The sequence below is a fragment of the Microbacterium sp. NPDC097977 genome (assembly GCF_040302605.1).
Taxonomy (GTDB): domain Bacteria; phylum Actinomycetota; class Actinomycetes; order Actinomycetales; family Microbacteriaceae; genus Microbacterium.
In genome coordinates this window covers 1-19,120 of the sequence record NZ_JBEOUR010000065.1, presented here as the reverse complement: position 1 = coordinate 19,120, position 19,120 = coordinate 1, and the positions used below count along the sequence as shown (strand labels likewise).

The 19,120-nt window shown below is 68.1% G+C and carries 20 protein-coding genes; 3 read left to right on the top strand and 17 right to left on the bottom strand.

Translation table 11 applies throughout. From position 1 onward, the window contains the following. From ABTZ43_RS13655 to ABTZ43_RS13640, 4 genes are all read right to left on the bottom strand, one after another. Positions 1 to 678, bottom strand: a 678-nt coding sequence (locus ABTZ43_RS13655; RefSeq protein ID WP_350539227.1) for a carbohydrate ABC transporter permease, incomplete at its 3' end; no start/stop codon positions are given. Further along, positions 678 to 1,607: a carbohydrate ABC transporter permease gene (locus ABTZ43_RS13650; protein ID WP_442922201.1), complete on the bottom strand. Its 930-nt coding sequence runs from the start codon at positions 1,605 to 1,607 to the stop codon at positions 678 to 680. The genes ABTZ43_RS13655 and ABTZ43_RS13650, both read right to left, overlap by 1 nt. A gap of 10 nt (positions 1,608 to 1,617) precedes the next feature. Next, positions 1,618 to 2,970, bottom strand: coding sequence for an extracellular solute-binding protein (locus ABTZ43_RS13645; RefSeq protein ID WP_314097842.1), 1,353 nt, complete (start codon positions 2,968 to 2,970; stop codon positions 1,618 to 1,620). A gap of 131 nt (positions 2,971 to 3,101) precedes the next feature. Next, positions 3,102 to 4,316 carry an ROK family transcriptional regulator gene (locus tag ABTZ43_RS13640; protein WP_314097843.1) on the bottom strand — a complete coding sequence of 405 codons (1,215 nt, stop codon included), beginning with the start codon at positions 4,314 to 4,316 and terminating at the stop codon, positions 3,102 to 3,104. Positions 4,317 to 4,558: 242 nt separating this feature from the next. Between ABTZ43_RS13640 and ABTZ43_RS13635 the strand changes: the two genes are divergently transcribed. Then, positions 4,559 to 5,107 (top strand): ATP-binding protein, encoded by a 549-nt coding sequence (locus ABTZ43_RS13635; protein ID WP_350539226.1) that lies wholly within the window; start codon positions 4,559 to 4,561, stop codon positions 5,105 to 5,107. A gap of 35 nt (positions 5,108 to 5,142) precedes the next feature. Here the strand turns inward: ABTZ43_RS13635 and dnaB are convergent, their stop codons facing one another. From dnaB to rpsF, 5 genes are all read right to left on the bottom strand, one after another. After that, positions 5,143 to 6,486, bottom strand: coding sequence for a replicative DNA helicase (gene dnaB, locus ABTZ43_RS13630; RefSeq protein WP_167541592.1), 1,344 nt, complete (start codon positions 6,484 to 6,486; stop codon positions 5,143 to 5,145). 524 nt (positions 6,487 to 7,010) lie between these two features. Next, positions 7,011 to 7,463 carry a 50S ribosomal protein L9 gene (gene rplI / locus ABTZ43_RS13625; RefSeq protein ID WP_045253955.1) on the bottom strand — a complete coding sequence of 151 codons (453 nt, stop codon included), beginning with the start codon at positions 7,461 to 7,463 and terminating at the stop codon, positions 7,011 to 7,013. An 11-nt stretch (positions 7,464 to 7,474) separates the two neighbouring features. Further along, positions 7,475 to 7,729 carry a 30S ribosomal protein S18 gene (gene rpsR / locus ABTZ43_RS13620; RefSeq protein WP_045253956.1) on the bottom strand — a complete coding sequence of 85 codons (255 nt, stop codon included), beginning with the start codon at positions 7,727 to 7,729 and terminating at the stop codon, positions 7,475 to 7,477. A gap of 50 nt (positions 7,730 to 7,779) precedes the next feature. After that, positions 7,780 to 8,292 carry a single-stranded DNA-binding protein gene (locus ABTZ43_RS13615; protein ID WP_045253957.1) on the bottom strand — a complete coding sequence of 171 codons (513 nt, stop codon included), beginning with the start codon at positions 8,290 to 8,292 and terminating at the stop codon, positions 7,780 to 7,782. 5 nt (positions 8,293 to 8,297) lie between these two features. Next, positions 8,298 to 8,666, bottom strand: a complete 369-nt coding sequence (rpsF, locus tag ABTZ43_RS13610; RefSeq protein ID WP_045253958.1) for a 30S ribosomal protein S6 — start codon at positions 8,664 to 8,666, stop codon at positions 8,298 to 8,300. Positions 8,667 to 8,895: 229 nt separating this feature from the next. On the opposite strand from rpsF, the gene ABTZ43_RS13605 reads away from it, so the two are divergent. Further along, positions 8,896 to 9,594, top strand: a complete 699-nt coding sequence (locus tag ABTZ43_RS13605) for a hypothetical protein (protein ID WP_350539225.1) — start codon at positions 8,896 to 8,898, stop codon at positions 9,592 to 9,594. Positions 9,595 to 9,661: 67 nt separating this feature from the next. On the opposite strand, the gene ABTZ43_RS13600 is transcribed toward ABTZ43_RS13605, so the two are convergent. From ABTZ43_RS13600 to ABTZ43_RS13565, 8 genes are all read right to left on the bottom strand, one after another. Continuing rightward, the gene (locus tag ABTZ43_RS13600; RefSeq protein WP_350539224.1) at positions 9,662 to 10,690 is read right to left on the bottom strand and encodes a FecCD family ABC transporter permease; all 1,029 of its coding nucleotides are present in this window, start codon (positions 10,688 to 10,690) and stop codon (positions 9,662 to 9,664) included. After that, positions 10,687 to 11,679, bottom strand: coding sequence for a FecCD family ABC transporter permease (locus tag ABTZ43_RS13595; protein ID WP_350539223.1), 993 nt, complete (start codon positions 11,677 to 11,679; stop codon positions 10,687 to 10,689). The genes ABTZ43_RS13600 and ABTZ43_RS13595 overlap by 4 nt, the downstream gene beginning before the upstream one ends. Before the next feature lie 35 nt (positions 11,680 to 11,714). After that, entirely contained in the window at positions 11,715 to 12,755 is a 1,041-nt protein-coding gene (locus ABTZ43_RS13590; protein WP_350539221.1) for an ABC transporter substrate-binding protein, read from the bottom strand. 169 nt (positions 12,756 to 12,924) lie between these two features. After that, positions 12,925 to 13,764 carry an ABC transporter ATP-binding protein gene (locus ABTZ43_RS13585; RefSeq protein WP_056419153.1) on the bottom strand — a complete coding sequence of 280 codons (840 nt, stop codon included), beginning with the start codon at positions 13,762 to 13,764 and terminating at the stop codon, positions 12,925 to 12,927. Next, positions 13,757 to 14,644 carry an ABC transporter ATP-binding protein gene (locus ABTZ43_RS13580; RefSeq protein ID WP_350539219.1) on the bottom strand — a complete coding sequence of 296 codons (888 nt, stop codon included), beginning with the start codon at positions 14,642 to 14,644 and terminating at the stop codon, positions 13,757 to 13,759. Before ABTZ43_RS13580 ends, ABTZ43_RS13585 begins: the two co-directional genes overlap by 8 nt. After that, positions 14,641 to 15,552, bottom strand: coding sequence for an ABC transporter permease (locus ABTZ43_RS13575; RefSeq protein ID WP_350539217.1), 912 nt, complete (start codon positions 15,550 to 15,552; stop codon positions 14,641 to 14,643). Before ABTZ43_RS13575 ends, ABTZ43_RS13580 begins: the two co-directional genes overlap by 4 nt. Further along, on the bottom strand, positions 15,549 to 16,610 hold the full coding sequence (locus ABTZ43_RS13570) for an ABC transporter permease (protein ID WP_056414541.1): 1,062 nt from the start codon (positions 16,608 to 16,610) through the stop codon (positions 15,549 to 15,551). Before ABTZ43_RS13570 ends, ABTZ43_RS13575 begins: the two co-directional genes overlap by 4 nt. Before the next feature lie 13 nt (positions 16,611 to 16,623). After that, entirely contained in the window at positions 16,624 to 18,210 is a 1,587-nt protein-coding gene (locus ABTZ43_RS13565) for an ABC transporter substrate-binding protein (RefSeq protein ID WP_056414538.1), read from the bottom strand. Positions 18,211 to 18,358: 148 nt separating this feature from the next. On the opposite strand from ABTZ43_RS13565, the gene ABTZ43_RS13560 reads away from it, so the two are divergent. After that, a complete protein-coding gene (locus ABTZ43_RS13560; RefSeq protein ID WP_350539214.1) occupies positions 18,359 to 18,946 on the top strand; it encodes an Lrp/AsnC family transcriptional regulator in 588 nt (195 codons plus the stop codon). Positions 18,947 to 19,120 lie beyond the last annotated feature (174 nt).

Genomic DNA, 19,120 nt, shown 5'->3' with positions numbered 1-19,120 from the left:
GTTCCCCCACGCCTGCGTGAACACGAAGATGAAGACGACGCTGATGCCGGGGCGCATGAGCGGCAGGACGATGGTCCACAGCGCCCGCATGGCGGAGGCGCCGTCGACCCACGCGGCCTCCTCGAGGGAGACCGGCACCGAGTCCATGAAGTTCTTCAGCATCCAGATCGCCATGGGCAGCGATGTGGCTGCCATGAACAGGATCACGCTGACCTGCGAATCGAGCATCTTCAACTGCACGAAGAGCGCGTAGACCGGCACCATCATCGCCGTGATCGGCAGGCAGGAGCCGAACAGCACCGAGTACATGAAGCCGCGCTGGAAACGGGAGTTGTGCCGCGAGAGCGGATACGCGGCGAGCACGCCGACGACGACGGTGATGAAGGCGGTGCCGAACGAGATCAGTGCCGAGTTCCACAGCGGCAGCAGCGTCATCGACCAGTCGAACACCGCGACGAAGTTGTCGAGCGTGAGGCTCTCCGGCACCGAGATCGACACCGTGGCCGACGGAGACACCGCCGAGAACGCGATCCACGCGATGGGCACGAGGAACACGACCCCGATCACGATCAGGACGGCGTTGGCGAGCCCCGTGGAGCGGCGCTTCGCGGGCGACGCGACCGAGATGCGCGGGCCGCGCCGGACGGTGGGGCGGACGAGTGCTTCGGTGGCAGTCATCAGTCGACCTCCGGCTTGAGGATGCGGATGTAGAAGATCGCGAAGATCGCACCGAGCACGAGCGTCACCGCGGCGATCGCCGTGCCGTAGCCGATCTGGGAGTACTGGAAGGCCTCCTGATAGGCGAGGACGGGGAGGGTGGAACTCGAGACGCCCGGCCCTCCCTTGGTCATCACCCAGATGAGCCCGAACGTGCCGAGCGTCTGCAGGGTGGTGAGCATGAGGTTCGTCGAGATCGAGCGGCGGATCATCGGGATGGTGATGAGGAAGAAGCGCTGGGCGGCGTTCGCGCCGTCGATCTGCGCGGCCTCCATCACCTCCGGCGGCACCTCGTTGAGGGCGGCTCCGTAGACGAGCATCGAGAAGGCCGTGCCCCGCCAGACGTTGGCGAGGATGACGGCGAACATCGGGTACTCGATGAGCCAGCTCACCGCGGGGATGCCGATGCCCTCCAGCAGCGCGTTGAGCGTGCCGTCCTTCGAGAAGTAGGCGTACAGGGCGAAAGCGGCGACGATCTCGGGCATCACCCAGGCCACGACGACGAGCGCGCCGACGACGCTGTTGACTGACTTCGAGCCGATGCGCATGAGTGCGGCGACACCGAGTCCCAGCACGTTCTGCCCGATGATCGCGGAGAACAGCACGAAGACGACCGTGAGAACCAGCGCCGTCCAGAAGTTCGGGTCGGTGAACAGCGAGATGTAGTTGTCGAATCCGACGAACTCGGGCTTCGCCGCCCGGTAGCCGGTGAGGGCGCGGTTGGTCAGCGATCCCCAGATGGCGTAGAGGATCGGCCCGAGCAGGAACACGACCAGCAGCACCACGGCGGGCAGCAGCGGGACGGAGCGCAGCAGGTCGCGGAGCGGGGCGCGCCGCCCGGCCCCGGTGTGCACCGGGGCCGGGCTGCGCGTTGCGGTTGCAGAGGTCACTGCGGGAGTCCTACTCGACCTTGTCCGGGCCGACGATCTGGGTGAGCGCGTCGTCGTAGGTCTTCGCGGCATCCTCCGGGGTCGCTTCTCCGGTGATCACCGATTCGGTGGCCTGCTGGAGAGCGCTGGTGATCTGCGAGTAGTCCGGCGTGGTCGGACGGAAGTGCGTGTACTGCACGAGGTCGGAGAAGAACGCGAAGGTCGGGTTGTACGCGAGGTACGCGTCGTCGGTCGCGACGTCCTCACGGACGGCGATCTGACTGTTCTCGGTGTCGTACTTGAGCGAGTTCTCCTGGTTCAGCGCCATCGCGATGAAGTCGAACGACGTCTGCGGGTGCTTGGTCTGGGATCCGACCGCGAGGGTCCAGCCCCCGGACATCGAGGTGAAGCCGGGCTTGCCGCCGTCCTGCGTCGGCATCTTGGCGAGACCGATCTTGTCCGCCCAGCCGTCCCAGGCGCCGTCGCCGCTGATCCAGCCACCGGGGAGCCACGATCCGTCGATGGCCATGGCGAGCTTGCCCTCGGGGAGCAGCTCCGTCGAGACGCGGCTGCCGATGGTCGAGTCGAGGGCGAGATCGAGCGGAGTGGCGAGATCGTTCTTGTAGAGCGTGTCGTAGAAGCCGAAGGAGTCGGTGAGACCCTGGGAGCCCACCGCCCACTTGTCGGAGTCGGCGTCGTAGAGAGTGGACTCGGTGCCGTAGAGGAGCATCTCGAGACCCTGCATCGACGTCTGCTCACCCGCGCTCTTGCTGCCGTAGATGTTCAGGGGGATCAGGTCGGCGTCGTAGGCCTTCACGGCTTCAGCGGCATCGAGGATGTCCTGCCACGACTCGGGCTGCCAGTCGGTGGGGAGTCCCGCGGCCGCGAAGATCTCCTTGTTGTAGTAGATCGCACGGGTGTCGGTGCCCATCGAGACGCCGTAGGTGCTGCCGTCTCCTCCGAGACCCGCCTCCTTGGCCGCGTCGTAGAACTGGTCCCAGTCATCCCAGTCAGCGAGGTAGTCGTCGATCGGGAGCAGGTAGCCGGCCGCGGCGTCGGAGCGCAGCTGGAAGGTGTCCTCGTAGATCACGTCGGGTGCCGTGTCGGGCGAGCCGTTCATCAGAGCCAGCTTCGTGAAGTACTCGTCTTCGGACTCGATCGGCTGGAGCTTGACCGTCACCCCGGGGTTCGCGGCCTCGAACTCCGGCTTGACCTTCTGGAAGAGGTCATCGAGCTGGTGGAACGCGGACGTCATCTGATACGCGACGGTGATGGTGCGGTCGCCGCTGTCGGACGTCTCTGCGTCCCCGGACGCACCGCATCCCGAGAGGACGATCGCGCCGACCGCGATCGCGCCGATGGCGGCGAGGGGCTTCGTTCGCATCTGCTTTGCTCCTTTGCATGCGGACCTCGCTGTTGAGGCCCTCAGACGGATAATCCTATCAAATGGGATAAATAGGTCGAGAGGGCGGAGTAACAGTTCCGTCACGGAACGCTATGGAGATCCGTCAGCGGTCAGCGGCTGATCATGAGTCGCGACGCCCGCGCGGTGAGCGCATCGTCGAGCACGAGGCACGCGGCTCCCACGGCGGCGGAGTCCGCTCCGATCTGCGAGGGGCGCAGGTGCACGGGTTCGGTGGAGGTGCTGACGGCGGTGGTGTGCACCCAGTGGTCCAGCACCGGCAGAAGCCGCTCGCCGAGCCTCGACCACGCAGGCCCGCCCAGGACGACGATGCCGAGATCGAGAAGGTTGTTCACTTCGACGATCGCCGTCGCGAGGTGCCTCCCGGCGCTTTCGAGGGCTGCGAGCACTCCCTCGTCTCCGGCGGCGGCCAACGACGACAGCCGCTCGAGCTGCATCCGCGCATCTCCTGTGCCGCTCGGCGGTGTCGCGTGCCCGGCCTGGGCCAGGAGCATCCGCGGCTCCATGATCACTCCGATGCAGCCACGGGATCCGCAGGTGCAGATCGGCCCCTCGGTGTCGACGACGATGTGCGCGATGTTGCCGGCATTGCCCGTCCTGCCGTGCACCGGCGCCCCCGAGACCGAGAGGCCGAGGCCGAGGCCCGCGCCGTAGTAGAGGAACATCGCGTCGGCGAGCTCCTGCCCCGCGTCGAACCACTGCTCGCCGACGACGGTCGCGACGACATCCTTCTCCAGCAGCGTCGGCAACCCGCTGACCCGCTCCAGCTCCGTGCGCACCGGCACGTTGTGCCAGGCGGGCAGGAGAGGCGGATTCAGCAGTCGACCCGCATCGCGGTCGAAGGGCCCGGGAGCGGCCACGCCGATCCCGAGCACGCGCTCGGCAGGAAGCCGCGCCTCGACGATGAGCGACCGGACGCTGTCTCCGAGACGTCCCACGAGTTCATCCGGCGACGCGTCAGCACCTCCGGGGGTCTGCTCGGTCCTGGCGACGACCGCGCCGGCGGCATCGACGACCACGACGGTGTCGACGGCCGGGTCGAGGTGCACACCGACCGCGTAGCGCGAATCCGATCGCAGCGCGAGGAGCGTGCGGGGCTTTCCCGGGCCCGAGATGACCTTTCCGGTCTCCTCGATCAGCCCCTCGTTGGCCAGCCGGCGAGTGACATTGCTGAGCGTCTGCGTCGACAGCCCCGTGCGTTCGGCGAGCTCGCTGCGGCTGAGCCCTTCTTCGGACCGGCGGATGAGGTCGAAGACGAGCGCCTGGTTGTAGACGCCCACAGCAGGGAGGTTCGACCCACGCTGCATATTCCGCTCCTCATCCGTGCGCACCCGTCAGCGCGTGAACCTCATGATCGCCGCGCAGCACCGCAACGGTCAAACCCGGGCCCGCATGTTCAAGCCTAGGGCGGGGAACGGCGACGAGCTCTGTTGCGGAACAGCCGCGTTCCGAGACCCGCGAGCCGGGTCCCGCCGAGCAGCCGCGGTCATGCGGCCGGCGTCGACGAACTCTCAGGTCTCGCGGCCACCGGCTCGTTTAGCCTTGGCACGTGATCATCTGGCTCAACGGAACCCATGGCGCGGGCAAGACGACGACCAGCACGCTGCTCCAGGAGCTGCTCCCAGGCTCTCGGATCTTCGACGCCGAGAAGGTCGGCGAAACGCTCATGGACATTCGTCCTGGGCTCCCTGCGACGGACAACTTCCAGCACTGGCCGCCGTGGCGGCCGCTCGTCGTCGAGACGGCTCGCCGGCTTCTCGAGTACACCGGAGGCACTCTCGTGATGCCGATGACCGTGCTCGTGGAGCACTACTGGCGCGAGATCAGTGACGGCCTCGACAGCTACGGCATCCCCCTGCGCCATTTCGTGCTGCACGTCGAACAGGACGCCCTCCGCGACCGCATCCAGAACGACGCGGTTCTCGGGCCGCCGAGGTTCCGTTTCCAGTACGTCGAGCCCTATGCCGAGGCCTACCGCACCTGGCTCGGGGACGAAGCCGAGGTCGTCGACACGACGCATATCCCTCCGCTCGAGGTGGCGCGGCGCATCGCCGCGGCTGTCGAGAAGGAACCGGCAGTCGGTCGCGATCCGCGCTAGTGATGGGTCTCGACAGGTTCAGGCGAGGTCGATGATCAGTTGAAGTCGCCGCCCGGCGCCATGTCGTGGAAGCGCGAGTAGTGACCCTGGAACGCGACGGTGATCGTCGCCGTCGGGCCGTTACGGTGCTTGGCGACGATCAGGTCGGCCTCACCCGGGCGGACGTCCTTGTCGTACACGGAGTCGCGGTGCAGCAGGATGACCATGTCGGCGTCCTGCTCGATCGAGCCGGACTCACGCAGGTCGCTGATCGCGGGCTTCTTGTCGGTGCGCTGCTCGGGACCACGGTTCAGCTGCGAGAGGGCGATGACCGGGACCTGCAGCTCCTTGGCGATCAGCTTGAGGCTTCGCGAGAACTCCGAGACCTCCTGCTGACGCGACTCGACGCGCTTACCCGACGTCATCAGCTGCAGGTAGTCGATGATGACCATGCGCAGTCCTTCGCGCTGCTTGAGGCGACGGCACTTCGCACGGATCTCGACGAGGGTCATGTTGGGGCTGTCGTCGATGTAGAGCGGAGCGTCGTTGATGCGACCTCGCGTCGCGGCGACCGTCGTCCAGTCGCGCGGGTCGAGGTTTCCCTTGCGCATGTTCTGCAGCGGGATCTGGCCCTCGGCGCTGAGCAGACGCATCGCGATCTCGCTCTTGCCCATCTCGAGCGAGAAGAAGACGGAGGGGATGTTGTGCCCGATCGAGGCCGAGCGCGCGAAGTCGAGCGCGAGCGTCGACTTACCCATCGCGGGACGCGCGGCGACGACGATCATCTGGCCGCCGTGCAGGCCGTTGGTGAGCTCGTCGAGCTCCTTGAAGCCGGTCGGGACGCCGGTCATCGATCCGTCGCGCCCGCTGGCCGCCTCGATCTCCTCGAGCGCCGCGTCGACGGCGATCTGCAGGGGGACGTAGTCCTCGGCCGTCTCGGACCCGGTGATGGAGTAGATCTCCGCCTGGGCGTTGTTCACGATGTCGGTGGCATCGCCCTGCCCGTCGTATCCGAGCTGCACGATGCGCGTGCCCGCGTCGACGAGGCGGCGCAGGATGGCGCGCTCGGAGACGATCCCGCCGTAGTAGCCGGCGTTCGCGGCCGTGGGGACGATCGAGGTGAGGGTGTGCAGGTAGTCGGCGCCGCCGGCGCGACTCAGCTCGCCCGTCTTGATGAGCTCGTCGGTGACGGCCACCACGTCGGTCGGCTCACCGTGCGAGTACAGCGACAGGATCGCCTCGAAGATCAGCTCGTGCTTGGGGATGTAGAAGTCCGCACCCTTGAGCGTCTCGATGACGTCGGCGACGGCGTCCTTCGAGAGGAGCATTCCGCCGAGGGCGCTCTGCTCGGCGAGGAGGTCGTGCGGCGGTGTGCGCTCGTGCGACCGCTTGCTGCCCATGCGGTCCTCTGAGATGTCGGCGATCGACACGCTGCTCCCTTCGCTGCGACGTTCCTCCGGCGGAGCCGAGGAGTCGGCAACGCGCGGGGCTCTCGGTCGAGAATGCCTGTCTGCGCAGCAAACCAGGCACTTCCGACATCGGGTCGCTGGACCACGCTACGAGCGGCGGTTTCCAGTCGCAACACAGCCTGTGGATAACTCTGTGGAAAGCGTGCGAACAAGTCCGGAGTGTCTGTGCAGAACGGCTGTGGATAACCCGGTGGACTACCCGATCTTGCAACCCGTAATATGCCCATGACCTGGGTTTTATCGTTTCCCCAGGCTGTGGATGAGAATGTGCTTCAACCGCACATTGAAGGTTGAGGGAATCCCAGACGAGATGTGTACAACCTGGGGAAAGTCAAGCTGGATTTTCACCGGGCGCGTCACAGTTCGCAACCTCGAGAACGCGCCTCGGAACAGGCCTCCGAACACGCAGAACACCCCCTGTCCCGAGGGACAGGGGGTGTTCGAGACGTCGCGCCTTACTTGGCGGCGACGACCTGCAGCGTGATGACTGCGGTCACGTCGTCGTGCAGACGAACCGTGGCCTCGTGCTCGCCCGTGACCTTGATGGGCGACGGGATGTGCACCTTGCGCTTGTCGATCGAGCCGAGACCCGCGGCTGCGACAGCATCCGCGATGTGATCGGTCTTGACCGAGCCGAAGAGGCGACCCTCGTTGCCGGCCTTGACGGCCAGGCGCACCTTGGTGCTCTCGAGGGAGTTCTTCAGGGCCACGGCCTCGTCGCGGTCGTGGATCGCACGCGCCTGACGAGCAGCCTGGATCGAAGCGACCTGCTTTTCGCCACCGCGGGTCCACGCCGTAGCGAAGCCCTGGGGGATGAGGTAGTTACGGGCGAACCCGTTCTTGACCTCGACCACGTCACCGGCACTGCCCAGCCCGGCGACCTCGTTCGTGAGAATCAGCTTTGCCATCTCGATACCCCTTACCGGCCGGCGCCAGCGTAGGGCAGGAGCGCCATCTCGCGTGCGTTCTTGATCGCCGTGGCGATCAGACGCTGCTCCTGCACCGAGACACCGGTGATACGACGGGCGCGGATCTTGCCGCGCTCCGAGACGAACTTACGGAGGGTGGAGACATCCTTGTAATCGATGACTCCGACCCGGATCGACTTCGCGGGAGCGGCGTTCTTCGCGCCCTTCCGCGGCTTGCGGCGGTCGCCGCTCGACTTTCCAGCCATTGTTTTTCCTTAGTTTTGAGACAGATGCCGAAGCATCCGGAGATCCTGTTTCAGAAGGGGGTGTCGTCGCCGAAGCTGCCCGGAGTGCTCCAGGCATCGGCGCTGGTCGACGAGCCGGGGGTTGACCACGGCTCCTCCGACACCTGCTGCTGCTGAGCGGGACGCGACTGTCCGCCGCCACCGCCGCCGCCACCGTTCGAGGCCGCACGGGTGACCTGTGCAGTCGCGTACCGGAGCGAGGGGCCGATCTCGTCGACCTCCAGCTCGATAGCGGTGCGCTGGTTGCCCTCGCGGTCCTGGTAGGAGCGCTGACGCAGACGGCCCTGCGCCATGACGCGCATGCCCTTGGTCAGCGAACCCGCCACGTGCTCGGCGAATTCACGCCAGACCGACGCACGGAGGAACAGCGCTTCGCCGTCCTTCCACTCGTTGGCGGCGCGATCGAAGTTCCGAGGCGTCGAAGCGATGGTGAAGTTCGCCACCGGCAGTCCGTTCTGCGTGTACCGCAGCTCGGGGTCGGCCGTGAGGTTGCCCACCACGGTGATGACTGTTTCGCCGGCCATCGGACTCAGGCCTTCGCAGCCTTGGCGGCCTTGCGGGCAGCCTTCTCTTCGGTGCGCTTGGCTTCGGTCGCGACCATCGCCTGAGCTTCCTCGGAGCGGAGGACCTTGGTGCGCATGATCTGCTCGTTCAGCTTCAGCTGACGATCGAGCTCCTGCGTGGCCTCGCTGGTCGCTGTGAAGTTGACGACGGCGTAGATGCCCTCGTTCTTCTTCTGGATCTCGTACGCGAGACGGCGCTTGCCCCAGATGTCGACCTTGTCGATCGAACCGCCATCGTTGGTGATGACCTTGAGGAACTTGTCGAGCGTAGGAGCGACCTGGCGCTCATCGATCTCGGGGGTCAGAATGACCATGAGTTCGTACTGGTGCGTCACTTACCCACCTCCTTCGGACTAGAACGGTTTCCGAGGATTTCCCGGAAACAGGAGGGTGTGTGCACGTCATCCGCCGTGTCATCCCGAATGGATGCCGGAAGGCAGACAACCTTGACAGTGTAGCGGAGAAACCTCCGCGTCGCCTCCACCGTGGTCGCCGAGGACTTGGCAAGCTGGTTCCCGTGCATGCCGACAGGCATCGCACGCACACGACCGAAGGGGGAACGCCATGCGCGTCAACAAATGGGGGGTCGGCCTCGTGCTGGCCGCCAGTGTCCTGCTCACCGGCTGCACCGCAGGTGCCGAGGAGCCCACGGATCCGAAGCCTTCTGCGGCGGCGGCGGAGACCACCGCACCCGCATCCGACTGCCCCGAGCTCTCTCAGGGAGCCACCGTCGACGGTGACGCCCTGGGATCCTGCATCACCGAGGCGATGCAGGACACGGCCGGATACGTCGCGAAGACCAACATCCTGGGCATGGAGACCACCGCCCGGTACGACCCGACGGACAAGGCGATCGAGACCACGACGCCGATGGGCTCGCTGATCGTGATCGGCGACGACGCGTGGGTGAAGTCGTCCACGAGCGAGTGGCAGGTCGCCGACCCGAATTCCAGCGACCCCATCATCGCTGCGCTCAGCAGCGGCGCGGTCACCGCGGCGAGCACCGACCCGGCTGAAGCCGCCGGCGCCCTGACCGGCGACTTCACCGTCACCGGCACCGGCACGCGCCTCGGCCAGGAGGTCTACCTGGTCAGCGGCACCTCCCAGGCTCAGGGCGTGGACGTCGACGTGACCTTCGAGGTCACGAAGGACTACGTGGTGCTCGCCACGAGCGGCACCACCGAGGCCGCAGGGCAGAGCATCGAGACCTCGCTGGAGATCACCGAGTGGGACGCGGCTCAGGACATCGTCGCGCCCCTCTGATCGACTCGCACACTGCGGGCCGGGGCGATGTCGTCCCGGCCCGCAGTGCGTGGTGCGCTCGTGAAGGTCACACCCGGCGACGAGCCGTGCGCACGACGAGGTAGATCAGATACGCGCCGCCCAGCACGAGCGTGACCACGCCGACCGGCAGCGCATGCTTCGGCACGGCGTTCTGTCCGATGATGTCGGCGAGCGAGAGCAGCGTCGCTCCCATCAGCGCGGTCGCGATCAGGTGCGCGGGGCCGTTCTTCGCGATCAGCTTCGCGAGGTGCGGAGCGGCGAGTGCGATGAACGCGATGGGACCGATCACCGCTGTCACCACACCGATCAGGCCGACCGCGATCGCGACGAGACCGGCCTTCGTCGCCCCCATGCGCCCGCCGAGGCTAGTGCCGATGTCGTCGCCGAGCTCGACGAGCCACAGCCCACGCTGCACGCACACGAGAACGACGATCAGCACGCTGACGACCAGGATCGGCAGCAGGGCCTGGTTCCATCCGACGCCGTTCAGCGTGCCGGCATCCCAGATCGCCGCGGAGACCGCCACCTCTCGCCGGGCGCGCAGCAGCATCCAGGAGTTGATCGCCGCCAGGACCGCACTCACCCCGATGCCGACGATCACGATGCGGTATCCCAGCGCCCCTCGACCGGCGATGAGCAGTGCCACGAGCGCGGCGGTGCCGAAGCCGCCGAGGATCGCACCGATCGCGACGGCGAGCCCCGATCCGCTGCCGCTCGTCATCACGATCAGGGCGCCCGTGTAAGCGCCGGTCGTCAGTCCGATCACGTCGGGGCTGCCCAGCGGATTGCGGGTGATGGTCTGGAAGACGGTTCCCGAGAGGGCGAGCGCGGCTCCGAAGAACACCGCGGCGAGCGCTCGCGGCAGACGCCAGTCGACCACGACCATGCGGATGCCGCCGTCGGCCTCGAACAGGGCCTGGACGACCCTGATCGGCGACAGCACGGTGTCGCCGATCGACAGGCCGCCCAGGAACGACACCAGCAGCGCGGCCACGAGGATGCTCATCGCGATGCGGCCCCGGCGATCGAGCGTGCGGCGTGCCCGCCGCAGGGCCCGGCGGGCGTCGGCGCTCACAGCTGCACCGGGTTCCTGCGTCGGCCGATCCAGATGAGGAAGGGAGCGGCGACGAACGCCATCACGATGCCGACCGGCACCTCCTGCGGCGCGATGATCACCCGGCCGATGACGTCGCCGAGCACGACGACGATCGCGCCGATGACCGCTGCGAGCGGGACGATGGCCTTCTGCGAGGCTCCGACGATCCCGCGCGCGATGTGCGGGGCGGCGAGACCGAGGAACGCGATCGGACCGGCGATCGCCGTCGCCGTTCCCGCGAGCAGAGTGACGGCGACGACGGCCGCGGCGCGGAGCCGGCCGATCCTGACGCCGAGCGCCGCGGCGGTCTCATCCCCGAGGGCGAGCACGTCGAGGCCGCGGGTCATCAGCAGGGCGACGGCGAGCCCGAGGGCGATCAGGGGTCCTGCCGTGAGGAGGATCGAGAGGTCTCGTCCGGCGAGGGCCCCCGATTCCCAGCTGCGCATCTGCAGGAACGCCGTCGGATTCAGCAGCACGAGTGCGGTCGTGATGCCGCCCAGCACCGCGGCGAGCGCGACGCCCGACAGGATGAGCGTCACGGGGCTGCCGCCGCCCGCGGCTCCGAGCAGCACCACCCCGATGGTCGCCACGAGCGCTCCGGCGAGGGCGAAAGCCATGAGGTGGGGGAAGTCGCGGATGCCGAGGGCGGCGACGGCGATCGCGACGGCCACGGATGCTCCCGCATTCACGCCCAGGATGCCGGGATCGGCGAGTGCATTGCGAGTGAGGCCCTGCATCACGGCGCCCGCGGCCCCCAGCGCGAGGCCGACGACGAGGCCGAGCACCGTGCGCGGGATGCGCGACTCGCGCACGACCAGCTGCAGGTCGCTGCCGTCGAACCGGAGGATCGCATCGGCGGCGGTGTCGATCCCGACCATCTTCGTTCCGACCGTGAGGCCCACGAACACGGTCGCGAGCAGCGCGACGACGGCGAGCACGACGACGAGCGCGACCCGCCGGGTGGACACCCGGTGCGGATCGCGACTCGTGCGCGCGGGCGCGGTCACTCGGCGGTGCGCGCCGGCCCGTCGCCTGCCACGGCGTCCGCGAGCGCGGGGACGAGGGAGTCGAGCACGTAGGGAAGGCTCAGGGCCGAGGTGAAGTAGATCGCCCCGGCGGTGACGCCGTCGGTGTAGACGACCGACGAGTTCTGCATGGCGCTGATCGCGGTGACGAACGGCTCGTCCTCGAGCGCGGCGATGTCGTCCTCCGATTCGGTGCCCCAGATGAGCACGTCGGCGGAGTTGAGCACGTCGAGGTTCTCGACCGGGATGGTGGCCTGTCCGCCGGAGGCGTCATCTGGTGCGTAGGCGTCGATCTCCGAGGGGATCGTGAAGCCGAGGTCGGTGAGGAAGTCGGTGCTCAGCCCGTCCTGGTAGGCGATGGCCGCGCCGTCGTAGATCGCGTTCTGCAGGAACACGATCGACTTTCCGGCGAACTCCGGGTGGGCGGCGGCGGCCTCGGCGAACTGCGCGTCGATGTCGTCGACGAGCTGCTGCGCCTCGTCCTTCAGTCCGACCGCCTCACCGATCTGCAGCGTCTGCACATCCCACGGCTCGAAATACATCGAGTAGTCGCCCGAGTGCGCGATGGTGGGGGCGATGTCGGAGAGGCGGTCGTAGTCCTCCTCCGTCATCCCCGCGTTGGTGCCGATGATGAGGTCGGGGTCGAGCAGGGCGATGGCCTCGAAGTCGAGTCCGTCGGTGGTCGTGAGCACCTCGGGCTCCGAGTCGCCGCGCGCGTCGTCGGCCCAGGGCCAGGAGGCGAAGTCGTGGCCTCCGTACCATTCGGTGACGCCGACGGGCTTCACGCCGAGCGCCCACAGGGTGTCCTGCTCGGTGACGCCGACGGTCACGACGCGCTGCGGCTGGTCGGGGATCTCGGTGTCTCCGTAGGCGTGCTCGACCGTGACCGGGAAGGCGTCGGAATCGACCACGGGGGCGCCGTCGGTGTTCTCGGCGGCGGGGGCGCAGGCGGTCAGCGCTGCTGCGGAGACGACGGCGACGAGGAGGGCGCCGAGCGCCGTGGTGCGGGAGAGTGGCATGGAGAAACCTGTTCGCTCAGATAAGGGTTGCCTAAGCTTATCTAGAAGCGAGTGTGCCATGCATCGGTGTGACCTTCGGGAGGAGAACTCGCCCTCGGGGGGGAGAGATCAGCCACAGGCATCCTCCGGAGGCGGAGTTCTCCTCCCGAAGGGGTGACCGAGCGCGGCGTCAGTCGATGACGGGGGCGATCTCCGACCACACGGTGCGCTCGTTCGTCGACGGGGCCACCGGGATGCGGCCGGCACCGTCGGGCTCGGGGATCGCGGCGAGCAGCGCCTGGGTGTACGGATGCTGCGGCGCAGACCACACGCGGTCGGTGGCCCCGGCTTCGAGCACCCGACCGGCGAACATCACGAAGGTGCGGTCGGCGATGCGACGGACCACCGCGAGGTCGTGCGAGATGAACAGCATCCCGGCGCCGGATTCGGCGACGAGGTCGCGCATGAGACCCGCGACGCTGGTCTGGGTCGAGGCGTCGAGAGCCGAGATCGGCTCGTCGGCGACGAGCAGTGAGGGCCGGGCGGCGAGGGCCCTCGCGATGGCGAGGCGCTGCTTCTGACCGCCCGAGAACTGGTGCGGGAATCGCGTGGCGACCTCGGTCGGCAGCCCGACCCGTTCGAGCCACTCCGCGACGGTCGAACCCTCGGCGCCGCGAGCACGCGCCGTGGCGATGCCGTCGGCGATCTGATCGCCCACACGACGGCGCGGGTTCAGCGACGTCGACGGATCCTGGAACACCATCTGGATGCCGGTGAGGGCCACGTTGCGACGGCGGATGCCGAGCGGCGTGACGGGCGCATCACGGAAGCGCACCTCTCCCCCGGCGAGCTTCTCGATGCCCACGACCGCGCGGGCGAGGCTGGACTTGCCGCTGCCGGATTCTCCGACCAGCGCCACGGTCTCACCCGGCGCGACGGTCAGCGAGACGCCGTCGACAGCCACGACCGGCGGGCTGCCGGGGTACCGGACGACCACGTCCTTCGCATCGAGGACGGCGATCTCACTCATCTCGGGCCTCCCCCGCAGCATCCGACAGCTCAGCATCCGACAGCACGGGATCCAGCAGCTCGGGATCCCGCACTGCGGCATCGGCATCCGCGATCTCGAGCTTCGACCCCGGCAATGCGGCGAGCAGCGTGCGGGTGTACTCGTGCTGCGGGTCGCGGAACAGCGTCTCGCGGTCGGCCCGCTCGACGATCCGTCCGTTCTTCATGACGGCGACCTCGTCGGCGATCGCACTCATGACACCGAGGTCGTGCGTGACGAGCAGCACCGCGAGGTCGCGCTCGGTCGCGAGATCGCGCAGCAGCCGAAGGATGCCGGCCTGCACCGTGACGTCGAGCGCGGTGGTCGGCTCATCGGCCAGCAGCACCTCGGGGTCGCACGCGAGAGCGCAGGCGATCGCGATGCGCTGGCGCTGACCGCCGGAGAACTGGTGCGGGTAGCGCTTGAGCGCGGCATCCGGATTCGGCACCTGCACCGTCTCGAGCAACTCGACGGCCCTGGCCCTCGCGGCCTCGCCGCGCAGGCCGAGATGCACGCGCATGTGATCGGTGAGCTGGCGGCCGATCGGCAGCTGCGGGTGCAGCGACGCCGACGGGTCCTGGAAGATCATCGCGATGCGACGGCCGCGGATGCGGTTGAGCGCCCGGCGGCGCATGCCGACCAGCTCCTCCCCCGCGAGCGTGATGGATCCTCCGGTGCGCGCCTGCCGGGGCAGCAGCCCGAGCACGGCGAGGGAGGTGAGCGTCTTGCCCGACCCGGATTCTCCGGCGAGCCCGTGGATGCGGCCGGCCTCGAGGTCGAGCGAGATGCCGTGCACGAGGGGACGCCCGATGTCGATCGTCAGGTCACGGATCCTCAGCGCGGGTGTCGTCGAGACGGTCATGCTGCCACCCCCTTCGCGGATGCGGCGTGGTCGGCCTGCTTCTCGTGCGTGACCTCGGCCGTCGGGTCGAGGATGTCGCGCATCGCGTCGCCCAGGAAGTTGAAGGCGAGCACCACCGTGAGGATCGCGAGGCCGGGGAAGACCCCCAGCCACCAGGCGTCGAAGTTCTGCATGGCGGCCGAGATCATGGATCCCCACTCGGCGGTCGGCGGCTGCGCGCCGAGGCCGAGGAACGAGAGGCCGGAGAGCAGCAGGATCGCCGCGCCGATGTCGAGCGTCGCGAGCACCAGCACGGGTCCGGCGATGTTCGGCAGGATGTCGACGAACAGCGTCCGCAGCGGGGAGTGGCCGAGCAGGCGCCCGGCGATCACGTAGTTCTGCCCGCGGAGTCCGAGCACGATGCTGCGGGTGACGCGCGAGTACTGCGGCCAGGAGACCACGATCGCCGCGATCACCGCGTTGAACAGCGACGGCCCGAGCGACGCCGCCACGACCATCGCGAGGATGACCGTCGGGAACGCCATGAACAGGTCGGTGATGCGCATGAGCGTCTCATCGACCCAGCCGCCGAAGTAGCCGGCGACCGCGCCGATCACGGTGCCGATGACCATCGCGGCGATCACGAGCATCAGCGCGAGCGGCAGGCTCACGGTGGCGCCCGTCATCAGACGGGAGAAGATGTCGCGGCCGTTGCCGTCGGTGCCGAGCAGGGTGTCGATGCCGGGGGCCTGCAGGCGAGGGAGCACCTGCGCGTTCGGACCGAACGGCACCCACCACTGGGCGGTGAAGGCGACGACGATCCACGCTCCCGCGACCACGGTGCCGATCACGCCCAGGGGCGTACGCCACGCGCGCGGCCAGCGGAACCGGAACCGCCAGGGGCCGGATGCCGAGTCGATGCGGCTCATGCGATCCTCACTCTCGGGTCGAGGACGCCGTAGAGCAGGTCGACGACGAAGTTGATGAGGAGGTAGATGACCCCGACGACCAGACCCACGCCCATGATGCCGGGGAGGTCGAGGTTCGCCGCGGAGTTGTAGGCGTAGGTGCCCAGCCCCGGCCACGCGAACACCGACTCCACGAGCACGGTGCCCGACAGCAGCGAGCCGAACGCGACGCCGACCACGGTGAGGATCGGCAGGGAGGCGCCCCGCAGGACGTAGTCGAGGATCACGCGCATCGCGGGAAGGCCCTTGGCCCTGGCCGCGCGGACGTAGTCGCTGCCGAGCACTTCGAGCACCGAGGTGCGGATGAAGCGGGTGAGCAGGCCGATCGTGACGAGCGAGAGCACCATCACGGGGAGAGCGAGGTGGGCCAGCGCGTCGGCGAACCCGACGCCATCGCCGTTGAGCAGATAATCGACGGTGTAGAGCCCGGTGATGCGTGGCGGCGGGGTGATCGAGGGCGAGATGCGGCCGGAGCCCGGAGCGATCCGCAGCTCGAGGAAGAACACGTAGAAGCTGACCAGAGCGAGCCAGAAGGTCGGAACGCTCAGTCCGACCAGCGTGACGATGCGGATGACCTGGTCGGTGACGAGCCCGCGGCGGTACGCGGCGAGGGTGCCGAGCACCACGCTGACGGCGAGGCTGAGGATGATGGCGCCGATCGCGATCTCGATCGTGGCGGGCACCGCCGTGGCCAGATCGCTGGTGACCGGTCGCCCGGTCACCAGCGATCGTCCGAGGTCGCCGCGCAGCAGGTTCCCCATGTAGATGAAGTACTGCACGAAGAGCGGCTGATCCAGGCCCTGCGCCTTGATGAACGCCTCGCGCGTCGCCGGGTTCTGCGACGCGCCTTCACCCAGCGCCGCCGACACGGGGTCGCCGGGCACGAGGTTCGTCAGCGCGAAGGTCACGATCGTGACCCCCACCAGAAGCAGCAGGGAGGTGCCGATCCTGCGCAGCAGGTATCCGACGAGCGGAGACCTGCGACGCTGTGCCTGCCGTCGCACGGCCACCGTCGTCATGTGCGCGCTCCGCTCAGCCGGCAGGCGTGATCTCGGCGATGTCCATCTCCCACACCGAGTTGTACACGGCGCCGGTGACGGCGTCAGCCGTGGCGATGTTGCGACCGGGGACGATCAGCGGAACGAAGGGGCCCTCGGCCTGCATCGCCTCGGCGAACGAGGTGAAGGCATCGCTGCGCTGGGCCTCGTCGGTCGCCGCGGCGGCTCCGGCCGCGATGCCCGCGATCTCGGGGTTCGCCTCGGCGGCCCATCCTGCGCGGAGTCCGACCTTCAGGCCCGGAGCGAACGGGAGGAAGTTCGCGGAGTCGGCGTAGTCGGGGCCCCAGAACCAGAGGCCGAAGCCCTCGGTCCCGTTGACGTAGGCGTCGAGCTCGGTGGCGAACGGCGCCGGAGCGAGCTCGACGGTGATGCCGGCATCCTCCAGCTGCGCCTGGACGCGCTCGGCGAGCGGGGTGAACTCCACACCGCCGACGGGGTAGTCGTTCGGGAACTGCAGCTTCAGGGTCTGGCCGGTGTAGCCGGCCTCTGCCAGAGCAGCCTTGGACTTGTCGAGGTCCTGCTCCACACCGCTGTCGAGCGCGCCTTCGAATCCGGGAGGGATGACTCCGGTCGCCTGCACGGCGCCCGCACCCGCGAGCTCGAGCAGCGCGTCGTAGTCGAGGGCGTAGCGGATCGCCTCGGCGATCTTGACGTTGGCGAGGTCGCCCGCGACGGCCTCGGACTGGTTCAGCAGCAGGAAGATGGTCTGACCCGACGGCACCGACTCGACGTTCAGTCCGTCGCCGAGGCCCGAGACCTGATCGCCGTTGAGGTCCATCGCGACCATGGAGTCGCCGCCCTTGAGGTTCGCGAGCTGCGTCGCACTTTCGGAGACGTTGCGCACGACGACGCGGCCGTAGGCGGCCTTCTCGTCACCGTTGTACTCGTCGCTCTTGGTCAGCACGACCTGCGACGACAGGTCGAGGGTGTCGAGCACGAACGGACCGGAACCGGCCGAGGTCCCGTCGAGGAACTCCTGCGCGGTGTCGGAGCCGTCGGTGGTGCCGCCGTTCTCGATCACGACGTCGGAGTTCACGATGCCCAGCGCCGGGTTCGCGAGGATCGCCGGCAGCTGCAGCAGGGGCGTCTCGGAGGTGATCGAGATCGTCTTGTCGTCGACCTCGGTGATCGTCAGTCCGCCGAGGAGGAAGTTGGGCTTGGCATCGGTCATGCCCTGGATGCGCTGCAGGGTGAAGACGACGTCCTTCGCCTCGATCGGCGAGCCGTCGGAGAAGACCCGGTCGCCCTCGAGCGTGAACGTGAACTCGGTGGCCTCGTCGTTCTGCTCCCACGAGGCGAGCCCGGGAACAGGGGTCGACACGTCGGAGCCCTCGAAGTCGACGAGGGTCTCGTAGAGCGCCTTCGCGATCATGTTGCCGGTCGGGTCGTAGGTGTGCCCGGGGTCGGTCGTCTCGATCGAGAACGCGGTGTCGATGACGAGCGAGTCGGAGCCTGCGGAGTCGCCCCCGGTGTTCGCCGAGTTGCCACCGGAGCAACCTGCGAGAGCGAGGAGCGCGACAGCTCCGATCGCGATGACGGACGTGCTGCGACGTGACGACATGGGGGCCTCCAAGGGCGAGGAGTTCAACGGGTTCGGTCGACGCCGGGTGGACGACCGGTGATCAGATTCGCATTGTATGGGACTATGTGTCCAGCAAGAATGCAGACCGCATCACAGTCTGTCCAAGACCCCTTCCGTGAGGAGCATTGTGTCCACCAAGAGCGACGAAGCTGCGAGGCAATCTGGACGAAGTGCCGCCCCACTGGACGACATCGGATACAGAATCCTCGAGACGCTGCGCGATAACGGTCGCATCTCGATCGCCGCACTGGCCGAGACGGTCGGCATCTCGCGGGCCAACGCCTACACGCGCGTCGAGTCGCTCATGCAGGACGGGGTGATCACGGGCTTCAGCGCGAGGGTCGATCAGTCGAAGGCCGGGCTGTCGATCGGCGCGCTCGTCTTCGTCACGGTGCACCCGCAGGCCTGGGCGTCGTTCCGCGAGAGCGTGCTCGAGATGCCCGACATCGAATGGTGCGCGATCACGACCGGCGAGCACGATGCGATGCTGCTGATCCGGGCCGTCGACGTCAGCGGCGTGCACGAGTTCACGACCGGCGTCATCGCGCAGCTGCCCGAGGTGCGCACGGTGGTCAGCGTCGTCGTGCTCGACGAGGTGATCCGCCGGTCGTATCTGCTGCCGAGCGATCTGCCCGAGCGCGATCTGGCGACGCCTCTGGGCATGACGCGGTGGACGCCGGCGACTCCGGGTCGCGACACGCTTCCCCCGCGCTGAGCCCATCCCGCCCCCGCATCCTGAGCGCCCTTCGTCTCGTCGCTGCGCTCCGGTTCCTGAGCGCCCTTCGTCTCGTCGCTGCGCTCCGGTTCCTGAGCGCCCTTCGTCTCGTCGCTGCGCTCCTCGCTCAGGAACCGCGAAGCGAGACGAAGCGCGTCCGACGCGCACACTCCC